At 73.0% G+C, this 23,347-nt stretch carries 17 protein-coding genes and 1 riboswitch; of the genes, 9 read left to right on the forward strand and 8 right to left on the reverse strand.

Annotated features, from left to right (window positions below):
* Positions 1–24: 24 nt before the first annotated feature.
* Entirely contained in the window at positions 25–1,119 is a 1,095-nt protein-coding gene (locus ACLJN9_RS27590) for a hypothetical protein (protein WP_410814530.1), read from the reverse strand.
* Between the two features lie 96 nt (positions 1,120–1,215).
* Positions 1,216–1,419, reverse strand: a complete 204-nt coding sequence (locus ACLJN9_RS27595) for a cold-shock protein (protein WP_007073263.1) — start codon at positions 1,417–1,419, stop codon at positions 1,216–1,218.
* A gap of 355 nt (positions 1,420–1,774) precedes the next feature.
* On the opposite strand from ACLJN9_RS27595, the gene ACLJN9_RS27600 reads away from it, so the two are divergent.
* Complete coding sequence (locus tag ACLJN9_RS27600; protein WP_410814579.1) at positions 1,775–2,230, forward strand: GNAT family N-acetyltransferase; 456 nt, start codon at positions 1,775–1,777, stop codon at positions 2,228–2,230.
* Positions 2,231–2,414: 184 nt separating this feature from the next.
* Here ACLJN9_RS27600 and paaN read toward each other — a convergent pair whose 3' ends face one another.
* Positions 2,415–4,088, reverse strand: a complete 1,674-nt coding sequence (gene paaN, locus ACLJN9_RS27605; protein WP_410814531.1) for a phenylacetic acid degradation protein PaaN — start codon at positions 4,086–4,088, stop codon at positions 2,415–2,417.
* A gap of 120 nt (positions 4,089–4,208) precedes the next feature.
* Here paaN and ACLJN9_RS27610 point away from each other — a divergent pair, with 120 nt between their 5' ends.
* Positions 4,209–6,398 carry a hypothetical protein gene (locus tag ACLJN9_RS27610; protein WP_410814532.1) on the forward strand — a complete coding sequence of 730 codons (2,190 nt, stop codon included), beginning with the start codon at positions 4,209–4,211 and terminating at the stop codon, positions 6,396–6,398.
* A 9-nt stretch (positions 6,399–6,407) separates the two neighbouring features.
* Here the strand turns inward: ACLJN9_RS27610 and ACLJN9_RS27615 are convergent, their stop codons facing one another.
* From ACLJN9_RS27615 to ACLJN9_RS27630, 4 genes are all read right to left on the reverse strand, one after another.
* Positions 6,408–7,427: a GNAT family N-acetyltransferase gene (locus ACLJN9_RS27615; protein WP_410814533.1), complete on the reverse strand. Its 1,020-nt coding sequence runs from the start codon at positions 7,425–7,427 to the stop codon at positions 6,408–6,410.
* 309 nt (positions 7,428–7,736) lie between these two features.
* Complete coding sequence (gene thrC, locus ACLJN9_RS27620) at positions 7,737–9,023, reverse strand: threonine synthase (protein WP_410814534.1); 1,287 nt, start codon at positions 9,021–9,023, stop codon at positions 7,737–7,739.
* An 11-nt stretch (positions 9,024–9,034) separates the two neighbouring features.
* Positions 9,035–9,170, reverse strand: a riboswitch (SAM riboswitch).
* A 963-nt stretch (positions 9,171–10,133) separates the two neighbouring features.
* Positions 10,134–10,949 carry an ABC transporter permease gene (locus ACLJN9_RS27625; RefSeq protein WP_410814580.1) on the reverse strand — a complete coding sequence of 272 codons (816 nt, stop codon included), beginning with the start codon at positions 10,947–10,949 and terminating at the stop codon, positions 10,134–10,136.
* Between the two features lie 80 nt (positions 10,950–11,029).
* Positions 11,030–13,894, reverse strand: coding sequence for an alpha/beta fold hydrolase (locus tag ACLJN9_RS27630; protein WP_410814535.1), 2,865 nt, complete (start codon positions 13,892–13,894; stop codon positions 11,030–11,032).
* Between the two features lie 372 nt (positions 13,895–14,266).
* Between ACLJN9_RS27630 and ACLJN9_RS27635 the strand changes: the two genes are divergently transcribed.
* From ACLJN9_RS27635 to ACLJN9_RS27665, 7 genes are read left to right on the forward strand one after another with little or no spacing between them, the layout of a single operon-like run.
* Positions 14,267–15,445: a hypothetical protein gene (locus ACLJN9_RS27635; protein ID WP_410814536.1), complete on the forward strand. Its 1,179-nt coding sequence runs from the start codon at positions 14,267–14,269 to the stop codon at positions 15,443–15,445.
* Positions 15,432–18,191, forward strand: coding sequence for a nitrate- and nitrite sensing domain-containing protein (locus tag ACLJN9_RS27640; RefSeq protein WP_410814537.1), 2,760 nt, complete (start codon positions 15,432–15,434; stop codon positions 18,189–18,191). Before ACLJN9_RS27635 ends, ACLJN9_RS27640 begins: the two co-directional genes overlap by 14 nt.
* The gene (locus ACLJN9_RS27645) at positions 18,188–18,664 is read left to right on the forward strand and encodes a roadblock/LC7 domain-containing protein (RefSeq protein WP_410814538.1); all 477 of its coding nucleotides are present in this window, start codon (positions 18,188–18,190) and stop codon (positions 18,662–18,664) included. The genes ACLJN9_RS27640 and ACLJN9_RS27645 overlap by 4 nt, the downstream gene beginning before the upstream one ends.
* A complete protein-coding gene (locus ACLJN9_RS27650; RefSeq protein WP_410814539.1) occupies positions 18,661–19,143 on the forward strand; it encodes a DUF742 domain-containing protein in 483 nt (160 codons plus the stop codon). Before ACLJN9_RS27645 ends, ACLJN9_RS27650 begins: the two co-directional genes overlap by 4 nt.
* Positions 19,121–19,885: a GTP-binding protein gene (locus ACLJN9_RS27655; RefSeq protein WP_410814540.1), complete on the forward strand. Its 765-nt coding sequence runs from the start codon at positions 19,121–19,123 to the stop codon at positions 19,883–19,885. Before ACLJN9_RS27650 ends, ACLJN9_RS27655 begins: the two co-directional genes overlap by 23 nt.
* Before the next feature lie 38 nt (positions 19,886–19,923).
* Positions 19,924–20,454, forward strand: a complete 531-nt coding sequence (locus tag ACLJN9_RS27660) for a hypothetical protein (protein WP_410814541.1) — start codon at positions 19,924–19,926, stop codon at positions 20,452–20,454.
* Positions 20,455–20,491: 37 nt separating this feature from the next.
* A complete protein-coding gene (locus ACLJN9_RS27665; RefSeq protein WP_410814542.1) occupies positions 20,492–22,756 on the forward strand; it encodes an AAA family ATPase in 2,265 nt (754 codons plus the stop codon).
* A gap of 28 nt (positions 22,757–22,784) precedes the next feature.
* Here ACLJN9_RS27665 and ACLJN9_RS27670 read toward each other — a convergent pair whose 3' ends face one another.
* Positions 22,785–23,294: a GNAT family N-acetyltransferase gene (locus ACLJN9_RS27670; RefSeq protein ID WP_410814543.1), complete on the reverse strand. Its 510-nt coding sequence runs from the start codon at positions 23,292–23,294 to the stop codon at positions 22,785–22,787.
* Between the last annotated feature and the right edge of the window lie 53 nt (positions 23,295–23,347).

Consider the following 23,347-nt stretch of genomic DNA (forward strand, 5'->3'; position numbering starts at 1 on the left):
CGAGTGCAAGCACGAACGCCGTCGTCAGCCGAGTTCCGCGACCAGTCCGGCGCTGTTCACCGGCCCCTCATGAGCCCGCTGCTCGGCGTACGTCACCACCAGCCCCACCAGTTGCGCGAGATGGGCGGGCAGCGCCAGCACCGCGCCGATCGCGATCACCAGCACCACGCCGATCGCGGAACCCGGGTTGGCGAGCGGGTCGGCGCCGAACGGGGCACTGCCGATCCCCTCCAGCACGACGGCCACCAGGCTGACGACGATCACCACCGTCCCCACCAGCGCCACCCGACCGAGCAGCAGCCCCAACCGGTCGTGGAACATCCGGAACGACCGACCGATCGGGTTGTGCCGCTCGAACAGGTAGACCGGCCCGGCCATGCTGAGCGCGAAGGCCAGGTAGATGCCGGGCAGGACGCAGAAGCAGACACCCACGCCGACGATCAGACCGATCAACAACGACCAGCCCCAGAGACCGAGGGCCCGGCGCAGCCCGTGGCGCAGCGCGTCACCCAGGCTCACCGGCTCGCCGGCCGCCTGGCGGGTGATGACCCAGGTGCCGGCCGCCCAGCCCACGGCCTGCACCAGCCCGATCAGCAGGCTGCCGCCGACGAGCACCAGCAGCAGGGCGCCGAGGTCGGCGAGGAAGGTGTCGGGCAGCGCGTCGGGCTCGGCGGTCGCCTCCCACTGCGCGGTCGGGTCCAGCCCTAGTTGGAGCACCGAGAGCACCGCCGCCGGTAGCACCTGGGTGAGCAGCAGGATGGGCAGCAGCAGGCGCCAGCCGCGTCGCACCGCGCCGAGGCACCGGTCGAACCAGCCGCTGAGCCCGACGCCGGGAGGGGTGACCAGCCGGTCGGCCGGGTCGAGGCCGGGCGGGTACCACCCGGCCGGCGGGTGTCCCGGATACCCCCCGGCCGTTGGCGGCCCCGGATACCAGGGCGCTGCGCCGTACGGGTCGGGCCCGGCCGGATAGCCACCGGTGGGCGGAAACACCCAGCCCTGCGGCGGCGCGCCGGAAGGCGGCACCGAGGCGGGCGGCACGGTCGGGTCCCAGCCGGGCGGCGGGCCGGATGGGTCAGGCTGGCCCGGTGGCGGGGCGGCCGGGGGCGGCTGGTCAGACATGAACCCTCCTCAGCGACGGCTGGAACGGTTCACGATCTTCCAGGGTCTCGCCGCGCAGCGCAGCCCCGGGTCGGCGGGGGTTCACCGGCGGCCCACTCAGGCGACGACGCGTACCCGTTCCGCCTGGGGACCCTTCTGGCCCTGGGCGATCTCGAACTCCACCCGCTGACCGTCGTCCAACGCCTTGTAGCCGTCCATCTCGATCGCGGAGAAGTGGACGAACACGTCCTGACCGCCGTCGACGGCGATGAAGCCGTAGCCCTTCTCGGCGTTGAACCACTTCACGGTGCCCTGTGCCACGGTGCACTTCCTCACTCTGCGCGGCGTCCCTACCCGGGCGCGCGGCACGGCCGAGCACCCTCGGACCACCACCGCGGCGATCGATGACGACCGCTGCAATCAGGTGATCGAAATCGCACGCTACACGAGGAGTGACGGTCGCGCACGATCACAAACCGGGCAAATTCCAGGTCCGTGACGGGGCCTGCGGAATCGGCGGCCATCGCTGTGATAGGTATGCGGCATGAACAGCGCGCCCAGCCGGGCCGACGGCAGCGGTCACGGCGCAACAGGCCGTCGCGACAGCTCTCATACCGCGGTGGATCCGGCGCCACATGTTCCGATCCGGCGGATACGCCCGGCGGACGCGGCCCGGATGCGCGCGCTCCGGCTCGAGATGCTCGCCGACGCCCCACTGGCCTTCCTGGAGACCATCGCCGACGCGGCCGCCCGTCCGCACGCCGAGTACGCCGCCCGGGTGGCGTACACCTCGCGCGGCAGGGAGACCGCCCAGTTCGTGGCGGATCCCGGCGGTCGGTTCGTCGGGCACGCCGGGGGCACGGTCGCGCCGAGAGAGGCGGGGCTGACCGTGATCTACGCGGTCTACGTCACGCCCGCCCGGCGGGGCACCGGGCTGCTCGGCGAACTGATCGACGAGGTGGCCGCCTGGTCGCTGGCCTGCGGTCGGCCGGAACTGCTGCTGGAGGTGGTGGTCGGCAACGACCGCGCCTGCCGGGCCTACCAGCGGCTGGGCTTCACCGACACCGGGGTACGCGTCCCGCACCCCACCGTCCCCGCCCTGACCGAACTCCAGATGCGCCGCAGAGCCTGACCCACCCCGCTGGCGGAAAACCCGACCCGAGGCGGAACCCCGGTGATCCACCGCCCACGACCCGGCGGCTGCCGACCAGAGTGGCCAAAATGGGGTTTCCGGGGCAGCCCGCCCCGAGCAGGGATCAAGCCTGACCGCCCGGAGCGGGGCGGGCTGCCCCGGAAATTCCCACCGCAGCCGACGATCAGACCGGACGCCGAGACTGCACGATCCGGAACCGGTTAGCCACGTACGCCCCGTCGGTCAGCGCCGAATTGGCCGCCGCGTTGGCGCCGCTTCCGTGGAAGTCGGAGAAGGCCGCCGACTGGTTCACGAAGACCCCGCCGGTCAGGTTGCAGGACAGGTGGACCCCGACCTCGACCGCCACCGCCTCGGTCGCGTCCAGCACCGACTCGTCGGTGGAGTACACCCCCGCGGTGAGCGCGCCCTTCTCGCCGACCGTCCGGCGCAGCAGCTCCAGGCTGTGGGCCGTGGAGTCGGTGGCGATGGCGAACGAGATCGGCCCGAACCACTCCCGGCCGTACGTCTCCGTGTCGCCCGCACCCAACTTCACGATCGTCGGCGTACGCACCACCGCGTCCGCGTACGTCGGGTGCGTCACGGCCCGCGACTCCAGCACCGGCTCACCGACCTTGGTCACCTCGGCCAGCCGCTCCAGCACCCCGTCGTTGACGATGGCGCCGGTCAACTCGACGCCCCGGGCCGGGTCGGCGGTCAGCTTGCCGACCGCCGCGGCGATCCCGCCGGCCACCTCGTCGAAGCTCCGGTGCCCCTGGTCGGTCTCGATGCCACCGGCCGGGATGAGGATGTTCTGCGAGGTGGTGCACATCTGGCCGCTGTACAGGGTCAGCGTGAAGCCGAGGTTGCGGCACATGCCGGCGAAGTCGTCGGTGGAGTCGATCACCACCGTGTTCAGCCCGGCCTTCTCGGTGTAGACCGCCGCCTGCCGGGCGTGCGTCTCCAGCCAGTCGCCGTACTCGGTGGAGCCGGTGAAGTCGACGATCTTCACCGACCGGTGCAGGGCCAGGTCGCTGGCCAGCTTCTCGCCGGGCGCCTCGGCCGCCAGCGTGATCAGGTTCGGGTCGAAGCCGGCCTCGGCGAGCACCTCCCGGGCGTACTTCACCGTGATGGCCAGCGGCAGCACCGCGCGCGGGTGCGGCTTGACGATCACCGGGTTACCGGTCACGAGCGAGGCGAACAGCCCGGGGTACGAGTTCCACGTCGGGAAGGTGTTGCAGCCGATGACCAGCGCCACCCCGCGGGGCACCACGTGGAACGTCTTGGTCATCCGCAGCGGGTCGCCCTTGCCGGCGGACTTCTCCCAACCGGCCGTCGCCGGGTGCCGGGTCATCTCGGCGTACGCGTAGGCCAACGCTTCCAGCGCCCGGTCCAGCGCGTGTGCGCCGCCGGCCTGGAAGGCCATCACGAACGCCTGACCGCTGGTGAACTGCACCGCGTTGGCCAGCTCGAAGATGTTCTTGTGCAGCCGGTCGAGGATTTCCAGACAGACCCCCACCCGGGCCTGCGGGCCGGCGTCGCGCCAGGTCGGCAGCGCGGCCAGGGCGGCGCTGACCAGCTGGTGGGCGCCCGCATGCGGGTAGCGCACCGCCAGCGGGACCCCGAACGGGCTCGTCTCGGTGGCGACCCGCTCGCCGGTGCCCGGCTGGTCGAGGGGGAAGTCGCCGCCCAGGTACGCCTCGAAGGCGGCCCTGCCGTCGGCGGCCGCGGTCTCGCCGTAGATGCGGGGGCTGGGGGACTCGGGATAGGCGGACCAGTAGCCCCGCTCCGTGATCGCGGTCAGCGCACGGTTGAGGGTGTCGGCGTGCCTGTCGTACAGGGGCTGCGGGGTCTCCGTCATGCCCGCCATCATGCCTGAGCCCCGTGGAGAAGCAGTAGCGCCGATACCCGTCAGCTCGGCACGGGATTGGTCGTCACGGCGGCGGGTATCCGCCGGGCTCGGGACAGGAAAGGACCGCGGGTGGGGATCATCGAGATCCGGGTGCACGGTGTGGCCGACAAGGGCCCGGAGGCGATCCTCGACCAACCGGCGGTGGTACGCGTCGCGGGAGACGAGGACGCCGGCTTCTACCGACCCCGCCCCGGCGTCGGCGAACCGGAGGGCCCGCACGGGACGACGCTGGAGGCGTACCGCTGGAGCCGGCTCACCGGCGGCACCGCGACACGGACGTTCTCCCTGGTCCTGCTCCTGCCGTTCATGCTCAGCAACATCGCGGTGTGGATGCTGCCAGTCCCCGGTCGCGACGGTGCCGCCGCGCGGGCGGTGTGCCGCCTACTGGCCGCGACGATGACCGCGATGTACGTCCTCTCCACCGTCGGGGTTTCCCTCGACCTGATCGCGTGGCAGTGCGCGGCGTACCCGAGGTGCCTTGAGGGGCGCCGGGAGTTCTCCTGGATGGGCGGCGTTCCACCGGGCCAGCGACTCGCTCTGCTGGCCGTGCTGCCGATCATCACGATCACCGTGATCTGGCGGCTCGGCAGCCGGACCCGACAGCTTCCCGAAGACAGCGTCGACCGACCCGGGGTGGGCGCGGAGCGGCTCGACACCCCTGCCTTCTGGGATGCCCGCTCACTGCTGCACCGGCTCCGTTCGCTCCACGTGGCGGTGGCACTGGGCACACTGAACACCGCGTTGTTGCTGGTCCTGGCCCCGCACGACGCCGCACCGCCCGGCTGGCTGCTGTTGGCCGCGAACGTGGTGGTCCTCGTCGGCGCGGCCGCAATGCTGTGCCGACCGGCGATCGAGCGTCGCGGAGCAGGCGGTGCCAACGTACGGGTGGCGTGGTGGGCGGGGGTCGGGCTCACCACGTTGACCCTGGGTTACGCACTGACGCCCCGGCCGCCGTGGTCGGCCGAGGGGACACTGCCCGGATACGGGATGCTGGTCGCCGGGCTCTTCGCCGGGCAGGTGGTGCTGCTCGCGGCGCTGGGAGTCGTGGCCCTGGTGCAACGCCGCCGGCTGCCGGGCCCACGCACCCTGTTGAGCGGGATCGGCGCACCGGTGCTGGCGTCGATCGCGATCGGTCTGGCAGTGGCCTACTCCTCCGGGTTCACCTACGCGCTGGCCGAGTACCTGGACCGGGGCTCCAGCCCGACACCGGCCCGGCCACTGCCGCCCGGGGCACCACCGCTGTCGCCGCCGGTCGCCTATCGCTGGGCGACCCTCGGCTTCTCACTGGCGGTCCTCGTGGTGATCGGAGGGGCGGTCGTCGCACGACGGATCGATCGGGTGCGCCGCCGGCGTTCAGCCGAGGAGCTGGTCCGGCGGGAGTTCCCTGAGGCGCCCCTCGTGCCGCCGGAACGGGTCCGGGCGGTCCGGGACGCGATCGTGCGGGCCCGGCTGACGTACCGACTCGGGCCTCTGCTGGCGACCGCGTACGCCCTGGTGGCGTTGCTGACCCTGACCGCGGCGGGGCTCTCGGTGACCGGCCGCGGACCCGGTGCCGTCGCCCTCGAGATCGGCGGCCAGCCGCTCTCCCGTCCGGTGATCTTCGTGACCGACCTGGGCGCCCTGCTGATCGGTATGTTCGCCCTGTTCCTCGCCGCGGCAGGGTTGTTCGCCTACCGCTCCCGAGCGATCCGGCTGGTAGAGGTGCTCTGGGACCTGGCGACCTTCTGGCCGCGGGCCGCGCACCCGCTCGCTCCGCCCTGCTACGCCGAGCGGGCCGTACCCGAGCTGACCCGACGGATCGGGCAACTCACCGCCGGCGGGAACGGGGTGGTGCTGTCCGGGCAGAGCCACGGCAGTGTGCTGGCGGCAGCAACCGTGCTCCAGCTGCCACATGCATGGCAGCAGCGGGTCTCGCTGCTCACCTACGGATCTCCACTCGGGAGCGGGTACGCCCGGGTGTTCCCCGCCTATGTCAACGACGACATGCTGCGCGAGGTGGGCGACGCGCTGTCCTGGCGGTGGATCAACCTCTGGCGGTACACCGACCCGATCGGCGGACCGATCTTCCACCCGACGCCGATCGGGCCCGACGACCCGGCGGCCGGGGTGGACCGACGGGTACGCGACCCCAAAGGGCTGCTCATCCCACCCGACGACACCGTGCCGCCCCCGGTGCGGGGACACGCGTTCAACCCCGACGACGACGTGCAGGAAGCAGTCCGCGAGCTGGCGGCGCGGCTGCGCGGGCCCGACGGGTGACGGGCCGGGTCAGAGGGTGAGCTGCCAGTTGTTCCAGGAGTCCACCGGGCGGAAGCCGAGCCGCTCGTTGATCGCCACCATGTAGCTGTTGCTGGCAGCGTTGAAGGTGTCGATGACGCGTACCCCCTGCTCGTGGGTGAGCAGGTGGTGCAGGTTCTCAATCTTGGCGAGCAGGCCGAGCCGGTGCCCGCGGTGGTCCGGGTCGACGATGGTGATCTGCTGGAACGCGTGCCAGTCGGCGGAGGCGCCCACGTCCAGCAGCGTCCAGGCGACGAGCCGGCCGGACGCCTCGTGCCGCACCCCGAGGTGGTAGCGCCGCCGACCCCGGGCGTCCAGCGCGCGTTCGGTGCCGCGGACCCGCTCGGCGTCGACCTGCTCCGGTTCCCACTGCACGTCTCCCATGGGTGCGTCCATGAGCAGCCGGCCGTCCAGGTAGGCGACGTCCGCCACGTACTCCTGCGGGGTGGCGCCCTGCCAGCGGACCGACTGGTAGCCCTCGGCCAGGGCGTGCGCCTCGGCCAGCGCGGCCCTCAGCGCCATCCGGTCGATGCTGCCGACCTCCAGCCGGCGACGCACCTCGGGCAGCGCGGAGTGCGCTCCGGTCGCGGCGGCGAACGCGTCGCCCGCTGCCGTTCGGGCGGGCCCGCCGGGCAGCGCCGAGACGGTCATCGCGACGACCCGCTTGCGTCCGTGCTCGCGCAGCAGGCGTAACGCGTGCTCGTGCAGCGCCCGGCCGACGCCCCGCCGCCGCAGCTCGGGATGCACCACCAGCTCGACGGTGGCGTTGTCGGTGTTGTCGAGCTGTGGCAGCTCCAGCTCGAGGTAACCGGCCGGCGAGCCGTCCAGCCAGGCCAGCGCCCGCAGCGTCTCGGTGCCGGGCATCGGCGTGTGGAACGACGCGTCGAAGCGCCGACGGCAGAACGGCGGGAAGTCGGGCACGTCGGCGTCGTTGGCGGCCGCGCCGATCCGGTACGCCTGGTCGACCGTGGCACGGTCGGTGCCGTCGAACGCCGCGATGGTGATGCTCATGCCGTCGAGCCTGCACCTCGGAAAAGCGATCGGGCCAGCGAATTAATCCGCTGGCCCGATCGAACGTGGTCGGGAGGGGCACTCGCACAACGCCTCCGGCGTTGGGTCGTAAGAACTTCAAAAGTCTTCGGCGAAATGCCCTCCCGCACGGAGCATCTTGCGCCGTCCGGTTCCTGTCGTCAAGTCCATACCGGCGGGTTTTCCACACTCACAGCGAAAAGCCAGTTACCCGGCGGATCGGCCCGATCCCCCGTCCGGGCGATCCCCGCTCCCCCACCCGGTCGGGTCCATCGTGGCTGGTGGGGCGCTTCAGCCGAGGAGCCCGGCGTCGCGGGCGGCGCGCAGCGAGGGCTTGATGTGGTGGGTCGGGCCGACCTGGCCGGCCACCGCGTCGATGGTCTTCAGGCCTTCGCCGGTGTTGAACACGACGGTCTCGGCCGCCGAGTCGAGACGACCGGATTCGACCAGCTTGCGCAGCACCGCCACGGTCACCCCACCGGCGGTCTCGGCGAAGACGCCTGTGGTACGGGCCAACTGCCGGATGCCGGCGCGGATCTCGTCGTCGTCGGCGTACTCCATCCACCCGTCGGTGCGTCGGACCGCCTCCAGCGCGTAGAGGCCGGCGGCCGGGTCGCCGATGTTGAGCGACTTGGCGATGCCGGTGGGCTTGACCGGGGTGATCGTGTCGGTCTCGGCGTGCAGGGCCGTGGCGATCGGGTTGCAGCCGGCCGACTGGGCGCCGAAGACCTTCCAGCCACCCTTCGGGGCCTCGACCAGACCGATCTCGACCAGCTCGGAGAACGCCTTGTCAATCTTGGTGAGCAGCTCGCCGCTGGCCATCGGAATGACCACCTGGGCCGGGATCCGCCAGCCGAGCTGCTCGGCCACCTCGTAGCCGAGGGTCTTCGAGCCCTCCGCGTAGTACGGCCGGACGTTCACGTTGACGAACGCCGTGTCCTCGAACTCGTCGGTCTCCACCAGCTCGCCGCAGAGCCGGTTGACGTCGTCGTACGAGCCGTCGATGGCGACCAGTTCGCCGCCGTAGACGGCGGTGGTGATGACCTTGCCCTGCTCCAGGTCACTGGGGATGAAGACCACCGAGGGCACGCCGGCGCGGGCGGCGTGCGCGGCGACCGAGTTGGCCAGGTTGCCGGTCGACGCGCAGGCGAACCGACTGAAGCCGAGCGCCCGCGCGGCGGTGAGCGCCACCGAGACCACCCGGTCCTTGAACGAGTGGGTCGGGTTGGCGCTGTCGTCCTTGACCCAGAGCGGCGCGGTGATGCCCAGCTCGGCGGCGAGGTGCGGGGCCGCCACCAGCGGGGTGAGCCCCGGGTCGAGGGTCACCCGGGTGGACGGGTCCTGGCCGGCGGGCAGCAACGCGGCGTACCGCCAGATGTTGTTCGGGCCGGCCTCGATCTGCTCGCGGGTGACGGCGGCCAGAGCGGCGGCGTCGTAGTCGACCTCGAGGGGGCCGAAACACTCGTAACAGGCGTGCTGGGCGGCGAGCGGGTAGCGGGCCGAACAGGCGCGACAGACCAGCGCGCGGGCGGGACTGGCGGAGGTGGCGATACCGGGGGCGGCGAGCGTCGACGTCATGTCGAGGGGTCCTCTCATCTTTCCCCGCATCGCACGGTGCGGCGGGGACGGAATTGGCACCTGCCCCGCGGGTCGCTCAGCGGTGAGCGCGCGGGGTGGTTGCCGGGGCGTCGTCGGGCCGTATCCCTCAGCCCCTCTGGATGAGGTATGCAGTTGTGCCGTCGAGTCTAGGCAACCCCGGGCGTTGTGGCCACCGCGCCCGGGTGGACCACCGCGACCGATGACGGCGGCCACGATCATGGCGTACGCCAACTGCGGGTCGCGCCGATCATCGGGATGGCGGCCAGGATGCCGGCGGCCAGCACTGGCCATTCGCACGCTACAGAGCTGAATCGTTTGCGGCATCGCCACAGCCCGCAGGGGCTGCCGACGCGCTACGGCCACCTCGCTCGCCGAGACGGCGTTGTTCTGATCGACCAAGGCTCAGGACCACGCGGTCGGCGTCGTGTTGGTCGAGCCCGACCAGGGTTCGGATGAGAAGGCCCGGGCCCTCGGAAGGCCGGCGAGCCTGGTCGATGTCCTGCTTGTCGCCGACACCGCTCTCGCCGAGCCGGTCGGACAGTTCGGTGTGCGGATCAACGCCGCCGGCCGAGCTCGACCTGATGGCAGAGAGCCTCCACGGCGCCGTGGAGGCGCCTACGTCGTACGCCGAGGGTTTGTCCGGAGCCGGCACAGCGAGCACCTGAAGCAGGTCCGGGGCGGATGCCGGCCTCCGATCGGCGAATGTCCGGGCAGTCGTCGGCCGACCCCACCCGCCTCGGCGCCGCCCCAGCCAAGGGAGAAGAGAGCGGCCGGCAGGTCCGGCGTGAGGTCCAAGATTCAGAGAAGCAGGACCTCACCGACCTTCGGGAGGTCGAGCGCCGCGACCGGCTCAGCGGACCGCCAGACGGAGTTGCGAACCCAGGCGGGTGATGTCCCGAACGATTCAGCTCCGAAGGCGGCCAGGAGCACTGTCGGAGCGATGACGAAAACCGACGACGGTGACGGCAGCAACGGCGGTGACGGCCCCCACGGGCGAGCATCATCCGATGCCGCGTCGGTGCCGACGCGGGCCTCCCCACCCCGGCGCCGAGCGCGGCGCCGACGACGGTCAGCCCGCCCGAGAGCCGGTCACGACGTGATGTCCTTGCGGGTGAAGCGCCAGAAGGCCAGCCCCCAGAAGATCGTGGCGTAGCTGACCGCCGAGATGCAGCCGCGCACCACGTCGTCGGTCTGCACGGGGGTGGACAGCAGGCCCAGCCAGGCGGTGCTGAAGTGGGTGGGCAGGAAGTCACGCAGCGCACCGAGGGCGGTGATCTGGTCCAGGATGCTGGACAGGATCCAGAGCAGAACAGCACCACCGACCGCGCCCAGCGCGGCGTCCGTGGTGACCGACAGCAGGAACGCCAGGCCGGCCACCACCAGGAGTACGACCGCCAGGTAACCGAGCACCGCCAGCAGGCGGAGCAGCCCCTCGCCCGGCTCCAGCTCGGCGGCGACCGTGCTGCGCAGCGGCGACCAGCCGTACCGCAGGGTGCCGGCGACCAGGGCGGTGCCGGCCAACAGCAGCAGGGCCAGTGCCGAGTACGTGAGCGCGACGACCAGCTTCACGGTGAGCAGCCGGGCCCGGGGCACCGGGATCGCCAGCAGGTACCGCAGGCTGCCCCAGCTCGCCTCGCTGGCCACCGTGTCGCCGCAGAACAGCGCGACCACCACCACCAGCAGGAACGACGCCGACACGAAGATGGAGAACAGGGTGAAGTTGAGCCCGCCGGAGGTGGCCAGGTCGACCAGGCTGGCGAACTCGTTGTTGCCGTTGTCGTCGTCGCCGCCGGAGTTGAACTGGAAGGCGACCAGGATGATCAGCGGCAGCAGCACCATGAACCCGAGCGCCAGTTGGGTCCGACGCCGCGACGCCTGACGGCGGAACTCCGCCCCGAACGGCATGGTGGCCGACGGCCGGTAGCCGCGGGCCGCACCGGACCGGTCGGGAACGCCCACCGGCGTCCTCATGGACGAGTCGGCCATCACCGGTCACCGCTTCCCCGAGAGTTGTCGCCCACCAGGGCGAGGAACGCGTCCTCCAGGCGCCGCCGGGGCACCACCCGGTCCACCCCGATGCCGGCGCGCACCAGCTCGGCCACCACCTCGCTGCGGGCCGTGCCGTTCGTGTCGACCACCAACTCACCGTTGCTCTCCGGCAGCACCCGTACGCCGTGCAGCCGGTCCAGCACCACCCGCGCCGCCACCGGGTCGCTGACGTCGAAGAGCACGCTCGGCGACTCGCCCACGATCTCCTCCACCGGCCCGGACGCCACGATCCGCCCCTTGTTCACGACCACCGCGTGCGTGCAGGTCTGCTCCACCTCGGCCAGCAGGTGACTGGAGACCAGCACGGCACGGCCGTCCGAGGCGTACCGCTGGAGCACCCGGCGCATCTCGGCGATCTGCGGCGGGTCGAGCCCGTCGGTCGGTTCGTCGAGGACCAGCAGCTCCGGCAGGCCGAGCATGGCCTGGGCGATGGCGAGCCGCTGGCGCATCCCGTGGCTGTAATTCTTGATCTTCCGATGCACGGAGTCGCCGAGCCCGGCGATCTCCAGGGCCGCGTCGAAGTGGGCGTCCGCCGCCGGCCGGCCGGTGGCCCGCCAGTACGCCCTCAGGTTGTCCAGGCCGGACAGGTGCGGCAGGAAACCGGGCCCCTCCACCAGCGCCCCGATCCGGGAGAGCACCGGCGAGCCGGGCACCAGTCGGCGGCCGAAGACGTAGATCTCCCCGGCGGTCGGCTGGGTCAGCCCCATCAGCACCCGCAGGGTGGTGGTCTTGCCGGCACCGTTCGGCCCGAGCAGGCCCACCACCTGACCGGGGTGCACCTCGAAGTCCACGTTCGACACCGCGACGAAGCCGTCCGCGTACTCCTTGCGCAGTGAGCGCACGGCCAACGGGGTGTCCGCGTACTCCGGATGCACCGAGCGGTCCTGCCGGCGGTGCCGGCGGCGGAGGGCGGCGACGACCACGACGAGACCGATCGCGATGGCGACGAGCAAGCCGGCGAGCACCCAGCGCCAGACGGTCGCCGCGGTGGGAATCGGCTCACCGCTGATCGTGGGCAGGCTGACCGTGCCGTCCGCCGCCACGGTGTAGACGCCCGGCTGGGCCGGCGTGGTGAACGCCTGATCGGAGGTTGCCACCACCAGCCGCAGCCGGTGCCCGGCCTCGACCCGCCGGACGATCCCGGGCAGTGTCACGGTGACGGGGCGGGCGTCCTGCACCCGCTGCGGCAGGCCGGTGAGCCGGACCGGGGCGACCAGCCCGTTCGGCAGGGTGGCCGTGCCGTCCGGGTCGACGTCGTAGAGCTTCACGAAGAGCACCGCCTCGCCGGTCGGCGACGCGGCCCGCAGGGTGATGGTGGGCGCGCCCGCCACGTCCACCGCCTGGGTCAGCGGCGCGGATTCGAATCGGGCGTTCTGGCCGGGCACGTCGCCGGCCACCCCGTCGAGGAGTGAGCCGAGCGCGCCGGCGAACGGCACCGAGGAGATGGCGGCCGGGCTCCCGTTCGGGGGGTTCGCGATCGGCTGGGCCGGGCCGGCGACCGTGAACTCCCGGCGGGCGTTGCCGGTGAGGCCCGGGTAGTCGGCCCTGCGGAAGCCGGTCGCGACCAGCCCCCGGTCGAGCGCGTCGAAGCCGGCGATCCGCGACCAGGTGAAGTCGTCGCCGGGCGCGTCGCCCTCGCCCCTGACGTAGTGGTCGAGCCACTGGACGGTCAGGAACTTCACCCGGTCCGAGTCCGAGCGGGGACCCGCGCCACCGTCGTGGCCGCCGGTGAACCAGGCGACCCGCACTGGAGTGCCGGTGGCGGCGATGCCCCGCGCGTTGGCGTCCGCCTCGCCGAGCGGGAAGAGGGTGTCCGCCTCGCCCTGCACCAGCAGGGTGGGCGCCTTGATCTGACCCAGCACGCCCGCCGGGCTCGAACGGCGCAGCAGGTCGACCGCCGCCTGGTCGGCCCGCCCGGTGGTGGCGATCCGCAGGTACGTGGCGCACACGTCGGCGGCGAAGCGACCGCAGGACGGGTCGGCGGCACCGGCCGGGGCGCCACCGGGACCGGTGCCCGGGCCGTTGCCCGGCCCGGGGCTGGGCGGGCCGGCCGACGCCGGTGCGCCCTGCGGCTGGGCGGCGGTCCCGCCGGAGAGCCCGGCCGGGCCCGAACCCACGTTGCCCCCGCCCCCGAAGAAGAGGCCAGCCCACCCCTTCTTGAACACGCCCTCGGTCGGCGCCCCGCCGGTGCTCTCCGGCAGGAACGCCCGGGACAGGTCATTCCACGTGATCATGGGAACGATCGCGTCGACCCGAGGGTCCTGGGCGGCCAGCAGCAGCGCCAACCCACCGCCGTACGAGCCGCCGACCACGCCGACCTTCGGGTCGCCGGCGGTGTCGGTGCGCACCTCCGGTCGGGCGGCCAACCAGTCCAGCAGCCGCTCGGCGTCGCGCACCTCGTAGTCCGGGCTGTCCAGGTGGATCTCGCCGCCGCTGCGGCCGAAGCCCCGCGCGGTCCAGGTGAGCACCGCGTAGCCACGCCCCGCGAACTCCTCCGCATCGGAGCGCACCGACTCCTTGGTGCCGCCGAAACCGTGCGCCAGCAACACCGCCGGCACCTTGCGCCCGGCCGACGCGTCGGCCGGCAGGTAGAAGGTGGTGTCCAGGTCCACCGGCTGGTCGCCGGCCGGTCCGGACCGGACGGTGAGCATCGCGCTCTCGGTGCGAACGCCCGATCCCCGTGGCCACACCGCCCAGGTCACGGCGGCCGCCAATAGCACGACGACCGCCGCTGCGGCGATCGCGCGGCGGCGGGTGGGCAGGGCACGCCGGATCCACGCGGCCGGCGACGGCGATCTCATGCGGCACACGGTACGGGCGAAAGCCTGAGCGTTGGCTGAGATCGGCCGTACGTTCGTCCGGTTGCCCCGATCGGCGACCGGACGGGTGCGACCGCGCACGGTCCGACGCGGCCCAGTGAGTTGAGTTCGCATCCCGTGAATTCCGGCCTTCGGCGGATATCCACCTCGATCCCTTCATGTCACGCCCGTCGCTGCGACACAGCGTGCCGGCAACACGGACGAATAGTGACATCGCTCGAAGTGACGCAAACCTGACTCGTCGACGGTCCTCGACCAACGGATGGGTCGATTAGTTTTCCGGTCCGGCGGACGGGACTCATCGGCGAAACCCGACACCGCTCGATCCCCCGCCCGATGCCGGAGGAGACACACATGACAGTCCCCGCGCCACGGGCCCGTCGACGGCCATCCATGGTGGGTCGACTGCTGCCGCTGCTGCTCATCGCGGCGCTGCTGGCACCGGTGGGTCTGCTCCTCGCGCAGACCTGGCAGCAGACCGGTGACGACCGGAACCTGGCCACCCGGGAACGCCTCGGCGTGCAGTACCTGCGCGCCCTGGCCCCGGTCACCGACGCGCTGGTGAACGCCCAGTCCGCCGCGGTCAGCGGGCGCCCCGCCTCCAGCGAGGCGCTGACCCGCGCCGTCGAGGAGGCCGCGGCGGTCGACGCCCGGATCGGCGCAGAGCTGCGCAGCCAGGAACGCTGGGCCGGGCTGAGGGCCAAACTGGAGGCGCTGCGCGACCGCAGCCCCACCGACCCCGAGTCGGCGTACGCCGCGTACACGGAGGTCAGCGACCTGCTCCTGGCTCTGCACCGAAAGGTCCGGGACAGCTCCGGGCTGGTCCGCGACCCGGGGCCGGACTCGTTCTTCCTCCAGGACAGCGCCGGTCAGGACCTGCCGCAGGCGGTGGTGGCCGCCGGCCGACTCGCCGACATGGCGACGCTGGCCCCCCGCCGGCCGGCCGCCGAACAGGCCAGGAGCCTGCTCGAACTCGCCGGCCTGCGGGTGGCCGCCCTCGCCCCCGCCAGCGACCTCGTCGACGACCTGCGCGCCGCCGTCGACAGCTCGGAGAGCACCGACCTGGGGGCGAGTGTGCTCACCCCGCTGGACACCTACCAGCGCTCGGTCGAGGCACTCGCCGCGTACTCCGCCCCGGCGAGGGGCACCGGCACCATCGACCCGGGTCAGCTGGCCGCGACCCGGCTCAACGCGCAGGCCGCCAGCAAGCAGCTTCAACCGGTGATCCTGAGCGAACTCGACGCCCTGCTCGCCGAGCGGATCGACGAGCTGGACCGGGACCGCTGGTGGGCGGTCGGTGCGGCGACGGCCGCCGTCCTGCTGCTGGGCTGGATCGGTGTGCTGCTGCTCGCCGCGGCCCGCCGAGCCCGCCGCCGGGCCACGGTCGTCGCCACCCCCCCGAGCCCCGACCCGCAGCCGGCCGGCGAAGCCTGGCAGCCGTCCGCGGGCCGACACGGCGAGCACCGACCCTTGGAGCCGGTGGGCGCGGCACCCGAATCGCACCAGTGGGGGCCGTTCGATGTTGCTCGGTAGGCTCCGGATCCGGGGAAAGCTCGCACTGCTCGTGGTGATCCCCCTGCTCAGCATGGCCGGGCTGGCCGTGCCCGTGGTCCTCGACCGCATTCACGCCGCGCAACGCGCCGACGACATCGCCGACCGGGTCCGGCTCGCCAGCCGGGTCGGCAGCCTCGTGCAGGATCTCCAACAGGAACGCATCCTCTCGGTCGGCTACCTGCTGGGCCGGGTCGAGCGTGGGGAACTGGTCCAGAAGACCGCCGACGTGGACGATCGGGTCGCCGACCTGCGGGCCGACGGCGGCGGCGCGTTGACCGACCGGGTCGACCGGGCCCTGAACGGGGTGCGCAGCCTCATCGACCTGCGTACCTCCGTCATGGCCGGCTCCGCCAGCCCGACCCAGGTGATCGACGGGTTCGGCCCGGTCGACCGGGCGCTGATCGACTCGCTGCGGCTGCCGTTCAGCGTGGACACCGACACCCAGCCCGGCCGTCAGGTGCTCGCCCTGGACGCGTTGCTGCGCACCGACGAGGGGCTGGGTGCCTGCGCCACCCTCATCGTGCTGGTGAAGGCGACCGGCACCCCACAGGCCAGCGCGGCGTACGTCTCCTGCATCTCCGCCCTCCAGGTCGAGAACCTGCGGTTCCGCAGCCTCATCACCCCCGAGCAGTTGAAGCTGGCGCAGCTCAACGACGTGGCGGTGGCAGCCCGCACCAGTAGCAACTTCCTCCTCACCAGCGCCCGTGACCCGGCCGGGGCGATCCGGGAGGTGCCGCTGGACGCGCTCTTTCCGTCCGTCCGCTCGATGATCCGGCTCGGCCAGTTCGTGGAGAAGAAGCTGGTCGCCGACGTACTCGCCGAGGTGACCGACGAGCAGCGGCGGGCACTGACCGCCGCCTACCTGGTCGGAGGTGCGGCGGCGCTGATCCTGGCGATGGTGGTGCTGCTCAGTTCGGCGGTCGCCCGGACGGTGGCCCGCCCCCTGACCCGGCTCACCCTCTCCGCGGACCGGGTCGCCCGGGTCGCCGAAGCCGAGCTGGTCCGGGTCGCCGACGACGAGACCGAGAGCGCGCAGCCGGTCCGGTTGGATCCCGTGGACATTCGCGCCCGCGACGAGATCGGCGACCTGGCTCGGGCCTTCGACCGTGTGCAGAGCACAGCGGCCCAGCTGGTCGAGCGGCAGGTCGCCGGCCGACGCAACGTGGCGCAGATGTTCGGCCACGTCGGGCGGCGTACGCAGAACCTGGTGGGCCGGCAGATCGCGCTGATCGACCGGTTGGAGCAGCAGGAGGCCGACCCGGGGCGGTTGGAGCACCTCTACCGGCTCGACCACATCTCCAGCCGGTTGCGGCGTAACGCCGGCAGCCTGGTGGTGCTCTCGGGTTCGGCCGGAGCCGACTCGCACACCGCACCGGTGCCGCTGGCGGACGTGGTCCGGCTGGCGCTCGGCGAGATCGAGGACTACACCCGGGTGGAGGTGCGGGTGCCGGCGGGAATCTCGGCCGCACCGGCGGTCGTCGGTGACCTCGTCCTCGCGCTGGCGGAGCTGATGGAGAACGCCACCGTCTTCTCTCCGCCGCACACCCGGGTGCTGGTGGTCGGTGAGGCGTCCGGGCTCGGTGCACGGATCTCGGTGGTGGACAGCGGCATCGGCATGACCGAGCAACGGCTGGCCGAGGAGAACGCACGGCTCACACGGCGGGAACGGCTCGACCTGACGCCGACCGAGGTGCTCGGCCTCTTCGTGGTGGGCCGGCTGGCCCGTCGCCACGGCTGGACGGTGAACCTGGGCGCCACCACCGGCGGCGGGGTGACCGCCCGCTTGGAGATCCCGCCGGCGTCGCTGGTGCTGCGTCGTGCCGACCGCGCCGGAGCCACCGTGGCCCGCGCAGTGGTGCCGGACCGGGACCGCCGCGCGCCGACCGGCCACGACCGTGGCCGGGACACGCGTGCCCTCGCGGCTGCCGTTCCCGGCGGCTTCGAGTCGGACCTGCTCAGCCGGGCCACCCGCAGCCTGGAGTCGGGCAAGTCCTGGGACGCCTTCGGCGCCGGCGCGCCGCAGGTCAGCGCGGCCGCCGCAGCCTCCACGGTGACGCCGCCCGCCCCGGTCGACCTTCCCGCAACCGGCTCGGGCCTGCCCCGCCGGCCCGTGCCCGGCACCGCTGGCGGCCCCAGCATCGCCGGTTCCGGCAGCGGCCACCCGGCCCCCGCCGTGCCGGTGCCGGAAGGCCCGGCAGCACCGGTGACGTCGACCGGCCCACGGGTCCGGCAGCGGGTGCCCGGTGCCAACCTGCCGGCCGCCGCCGCGCCAGTCGGGCCGGTGGACGCCACAAACGCTGACCCGGCCGCCGCCCGCGCGCTCGTCGAGGCGTTTCAGGCTGGTGTGCGCCGGGCCGAGCTGAGTGTGCCGCCAGCGCCCGGCCACCCCTTCGGGCGCTGGTCGATGCGGACCGTCGACGAACCGCCGAGCGGAACGGAGGTGGACCCCAGTGTGACTGTCGGCCTGCCCGCCACACCGGGTGGCCTCGGTCCCGTGGTCGCGGGCATCGTCGGCTCAGCCGGGGCCACGCCGGGCCGGCCCCGGCTGAGCCGACGGGTACCCGGAGCGAACCTCACCGTCAGCCCGGCCCGCCAACCGGCCAGCCCGAACCTCGGCGACCCGGCGGAGGTCCGCGACCTCCTCACCGAGTTCGAGGCGGGCGTCGCCCGTGCTCTCCGCGAAGTCAGCCCAGACCGTCGCAACGAAGAAGGATCATCACGGTGACCAGCCCCTTCCTGCACGACAACGTCGACCACCAGAGCCAGTCCAGCGCCGTGGGGGACCTCAGTCCGGAGGCCCGCACGTTCAACTGGCTGCTGGACTCCTTCACCTCCAGCACCGCCGGGGTGTTGGAGGCGATCGCGGTCTCCTCGGACGGGTTGCTGATGGCCATGTCAGCGATCAAGGACCGGTCCAACGCGGAACGTCTCGCCGCCGTGGTTTCCGGCATGACCAGCCTCGCTGGCGGCGCGGCCAGCTGGTACGCGCTCGGCGGCCTGAACAGGGTGATCGTCGACATGGCGGACGGCTACCTGCTGATCAGCGCGATCAGCAGCGGGTCCGTCCTCGGCGTGGTCGCCGACCGGTCGGCGAACCTGGGCACCGTCGCGTACGAGATGACGCTGTTCGCCGGACGGGCCGGCGGCGCGCTCACCCCCCGGTTGATCGTCGAGCTGAAGAACGCCGTCCAGCAGTGACCCCCGACGTCGCCGGCGAGGATCCGGACCCGGAACCGGGCGTCCGGATCCGCCCCTACCTGCGCACCTCAGCGACCACCGGAGGCGGCGCGGGGGCGGCACCGGCGCCGCCGGAGCAGGCCGCTGCCGGGTTGGCTGGTCCCCGCCCGTTCGTGCTGACCTCCGGGCGGGTGGCCGGCGCGGATCCGGCGATCGGCCTGGAGACGCAGGTGACCGTTCGCCCGGACAGTGGCTGGTGGACCGGCGCGCCCGCCGCCCTGCTGGCCCCGGAGCTGCAGGCGATCATCGCGCTGTGCACCGAACCGATCTCGGTGGCCGAACTGTCCGCCCGCACCCGGCTGCACTTCGGTGTGACCCGGGTCCTGGTCGGCGACCTGCGGGCCGCCGGGCACCTGGACGTGCACGTCACCGACACCGACGACGCGTTCGACCCCGACCTCATCCTGCGAGTGATTGATGGACTCCGTGCGATCTCCTGAATGGCCGGTCGCCCCGCTCGGCGGGCTCGCCGGAAACAGCGCCGCCGCCCGCTACGGGACCTCACCGGTTCCCGGTCCCGCGCTCGGACGCACCGATCAGCCAGCAACCGCGCCACCACCGCCGTACGCGCCGCATGGTGGTGGCGGGCCGACGCCGTTCCCGGCCGGACGGCCGCCGATCGCACCACCGGTCCCGGTCAAGATCTTGATAGCCGGCGGCTTCGGGGTGGGCAAGACCACCACGGTCGGCGCCATCTCCGAGATCGCGCCGCTGACCACCGAGGCCGAGATGACCAGCGCCGGGATCGGCGTGGACGACCCGGGCGCCCGGTCGACCAAGACGACCACCACGGTGGCGATGGACTTCGGTTGCGTGACCATCGACCGGAGCCTGAAGCTCTATCTGTTCGGAACGCCGGGGCAGACCCGGTTCGGCTTCATGTGGGACGACCTGGCCCGCGGCGCGCTCGGCGCCCTGGTCGTCGTGGACAGCGCCCGACTGGACGACTGCTTCCCGGCGATCGACTTCTTCGAGCGGGCCGGGCTGCCCTTCGTGGTCGGGGTCAACGCCTTCGACGGGCGGCTGGCCCTGGAGCTCGGCGAGATCCGGTGGACACTGGCCATCGGTGACCATGTACCCCTGGTGCAGTTCGACGCCCGGGACCGGCTTTCGGTCCGGGACGCCCTGCTGGTCGTCCTGGATCGTGCGCTGGACCGGGCCACCCGGGACAGGCGGGCCTGAGCCGACGGGCTCCGGCGATGGCGGGAAGAGGTGATCTGGTGAGGGGCGACCTGGACGAGACGCTGGCCCGGTTGGCCCGGCGCGAGGAGGCACTGCGCCGGCGGGCCGACGACCGTGACGACAGCACACCACCACCGGGTCCGGCCGACGGACCGGTCCCGCCCGGAAGCGTCCGTACGGACGCCCGCAACGCCGGCCCAGGCCGGCATGACGCCCGGCAGGCGGGGCGGGACACCACCGAGATCCCCGGGTGGGGTCTCGTCGAGGAGGTGGCCGAGGCGGTCCGTCAGGTCGTCGGCACCCATCCGGGGCTGGCGGTGACGGTCCGCGTCGAGTACGCCGGTCGGACGTACCCGCTGCGGGTCTCCTGGGTCGGGCCGGACGTCACGGTCGGCCCGGAGCCCTCGGCGGCCCCGGTGGAACCTCCGCCGGCCTGGCCACTGTCCGGCCGGACGGTGCCGGCCTGGGCACCCGGCCCGGACGGGCTGACCCCGGACCCGGCGGCCCGGCTGGCCGAACTGATCCGGCGGGACCCCTCGCTGTTGGACGAGCTCGATCCCCGGCGCTGACCCCGCAGGGCTGGCCGGCGGCGCGTACGGTCGGGCGGTGGCGCAACCTGACCTGACTCTGACGGCGAGCCTGCGGCCGGCGGCGCTGGATGCCCGACGGGGCATCGTGCGGCTGCACCCGGAGGTGCTGACCGCGTTGGGGCTGCGCCCCGGCGATCCGGTCCGGTTGGCTGGTCGCCGGGAGACGGCCGGGATCGTGGCGCCGGCCGAGCCGGGGACGAGCGCCGCCCTGCTGTACGCCGATGATCTGATCCTGGGCAACCTCGGCCTCCGCGACGGGGGTCAGGTGCGGGTGACCCCGATGCCGCTGACTCCGGCGAGTCGGGTCACCCTGGCCGGGCCGGTGGAGGTGCTCGCGGCGGTCAGTCCGGAGATGCTCCGGCTCGCCCTGCTGGGCAAGGTGGTCACCGTCGGCGACGACGTGTCGCTGTTGCCGCAGGACGTGCTGCCGGACGCCTCGGTGCGCGGTCTGGTCGAGGCGGCCCGGCGCAGCCTCGCCAACACCGTCGGGTTCGCCTGGACGAGCACCCTGCTCACCGTCGTCATGGTCGAGCCGGCCCCCGGCTCGCTGGTCACGATGGACACGCTGGTCGGTTGGGAACATGGTCCGGTCACCCACGGGTCCGCTCCCGGCCGGCTCCCTCCGGCGGAGCGGCCGCTCCCGGATGCCGGCGGGCACCGGCCGGCGGCCGCGGCTGGCCCCGCGTCCACTGCTGAGGTGGTCGATCCGACGAACGACGACGCGCCCGACGTGGACGAGCTGCCCGGCCTGCGGACCCAGGCCGAGGAGTTGACCGAGCTGCTGGACCTCGGCTTCCACCACCGGGAGGTGCTGGGCCGGTTGGGCACCACCATCTCGCTGGGAGTGCTGCTCGGCGGGCCGGCAGGCTCCGGGAAGTCGGCGCTGGTCCGGGCGGTCGCGGCCCGGGTCGGCGCCCGCGTACACCCGCTGTGGGCGCCCGAGGTGGCCGCGCTGGCCAATCAGGCCGCCGCCGACCGGCTGCGCGCCGTCGCGACGGCGGCCCGGGCCGGCGGGCCGGCCGTCCTGCTGGTCACCGACGTGGAGGCGCTCGCTCCGGCGGACGAGCCCGGCCCGGTGGCCACCGTGTTCCGGCAGGTGCTCGCGGAGACCGTCCGGGCCGGGGTCGCCGTGGTCTGCACCACCGGCCGGCCGGAGGCCGTCGACCCGGCCCTGCGCGCACCGGACCTGCTGTCGCTACGGATCAGCATCCCGCTACCCGACCCGGTGCTGCGCCGCGAGCAGCTCACCGTGCTGACCCGGCAGGTGCCGCTCGCCGACGACGTCCGGCTGGACGAGGTGGCCGGGCGTACCCCGGGATTCGTCGCGGCGGACCTGGCGGCGCTGGTCCGGGAGGCCGGCGTACGGGCGGCGCTGCGGCAGAAGTCGGCGGAGCTGCCGACGGTGTCGATGGCCGACTTCCACGCCGCCCTGGAGGTGGTCCGCCCGACCACGATGGCGACGTCCACCCTGGAACTGGCCTCGGTGACCCTGGACGACGTGGGTGACCTGGTCGAGGTCAAGCAGACGTTGACCGAGTCGGTGCTCTGGCCGCTGACCTACCCGGACACGTTCGCCCGGCTGGGCGTGCAGCCGCCACGCGGCGTGCTGCTCTACGGGCCGCCGGGCTGCGGAAAGACGTACCTGGTGACGGCGTTGGCCGGGTCCGGGCGGGCCAATGTGCTCTCGGTGAAGGGCGCGGAGCTGCTCTCCAAGTGGGTGGGTGAGAGCGAACGGGCCGTCCGCGAGCTGTTCCGTCGGGCCCGGGAGGCGGCTCCCACGCTGATCTTCCTGGACGAGGTGGACGCATTGGCGCCGATCCGTGGACAGGCCACCGACGGGGGCACCACGGACCGGGTGGTCGCCGCGCTGCTCACCGAACTGGACGGGGTGGAGACGCTGCGCAACGTCGTCGTGGTGGGCGCGACGAACCGGCCGGATCTGGTCGACCCGGCACTGCTGCGGCCGGGTCGGCTGGAACGGCTGGTGTACGTGCCACCGCCGGACGCCGCGGCCCGCGCGGAGATCCTGAGAGCCTCCTCCCGGAACGTGCCGCTGGCACCGGACGTCGACCTGCCCGCGCTCGGCGGGGAACTGGACGGATTCTCCGCTGCGGACTGCGCGGCGCTGGTCCGGGAGGCGGCGCTCGCCGCGATGCGCGAGTCGTTGACCGCCGCCACGGTGACCGCGGCGCACGTGGCAGCCGCGCGGGAACGGGTCCGCCCATCGCTGGACCCGAGTCAGGTCGCCTGGCTGGCCCGGTACGCCGCGGAACGGTCCTGACCCACCGACACTGATCAGGTCGGCAACGTCAGCGGGCCGGCGGCGTCGAGTCGAGGCAGATCTCCGCGCGCACCCTGCCATCGTCCTCGCGCAGTTTCGCGCCGCACTTCCTCAGCACGGCGACCGCGCCGACATTGTCCGACGTCGTCTCGGCCACCACGGCCCGCATGCCCGCTCCGGCGGCGGCGTTCAGCAGCTCCCGCAGGGCGGCCGCGCCGACTCCCTGCCCGCGCGCCGACCGACCGAGCCACATCCCGGTCTCGACCGTGCCCGGCTCGTCACAGCGCGTCATCCGGACCATGCCCAGCACCTCGCCGCCGACGAGAATCGCGTACATCTGCGAACCGGACGGACCGGCCAGGCCGCCGAAGCTCGCCCGGTGGAATTCCCGGAACGCCTCCCGACGGGCGAGCGACCAGCCGGCGGGAGCGTTGACCGGGGGCATCACATCGCCCGGCTCGGCCTCGGCAGCCGCTACGGAGAGCAACGGCTCCAGGTTCCGCTCGTCCACCGGCTCCAGCCGGACCGCACCCGCCACGTGCCGCAGTCTGCCGCCCCCATCGGCCGAAGTCCACCCCATCGGGCATCCAC

This window comes from Micromonospora sp. 067-2 (assembly GCF_046549295.1).
Taxonomy (GTDB): domain Bacteria; phylum Actinomycetota; class Actinomycetes; order Mycobacteriales; family Micromonosporaceae; genus Micromonospora.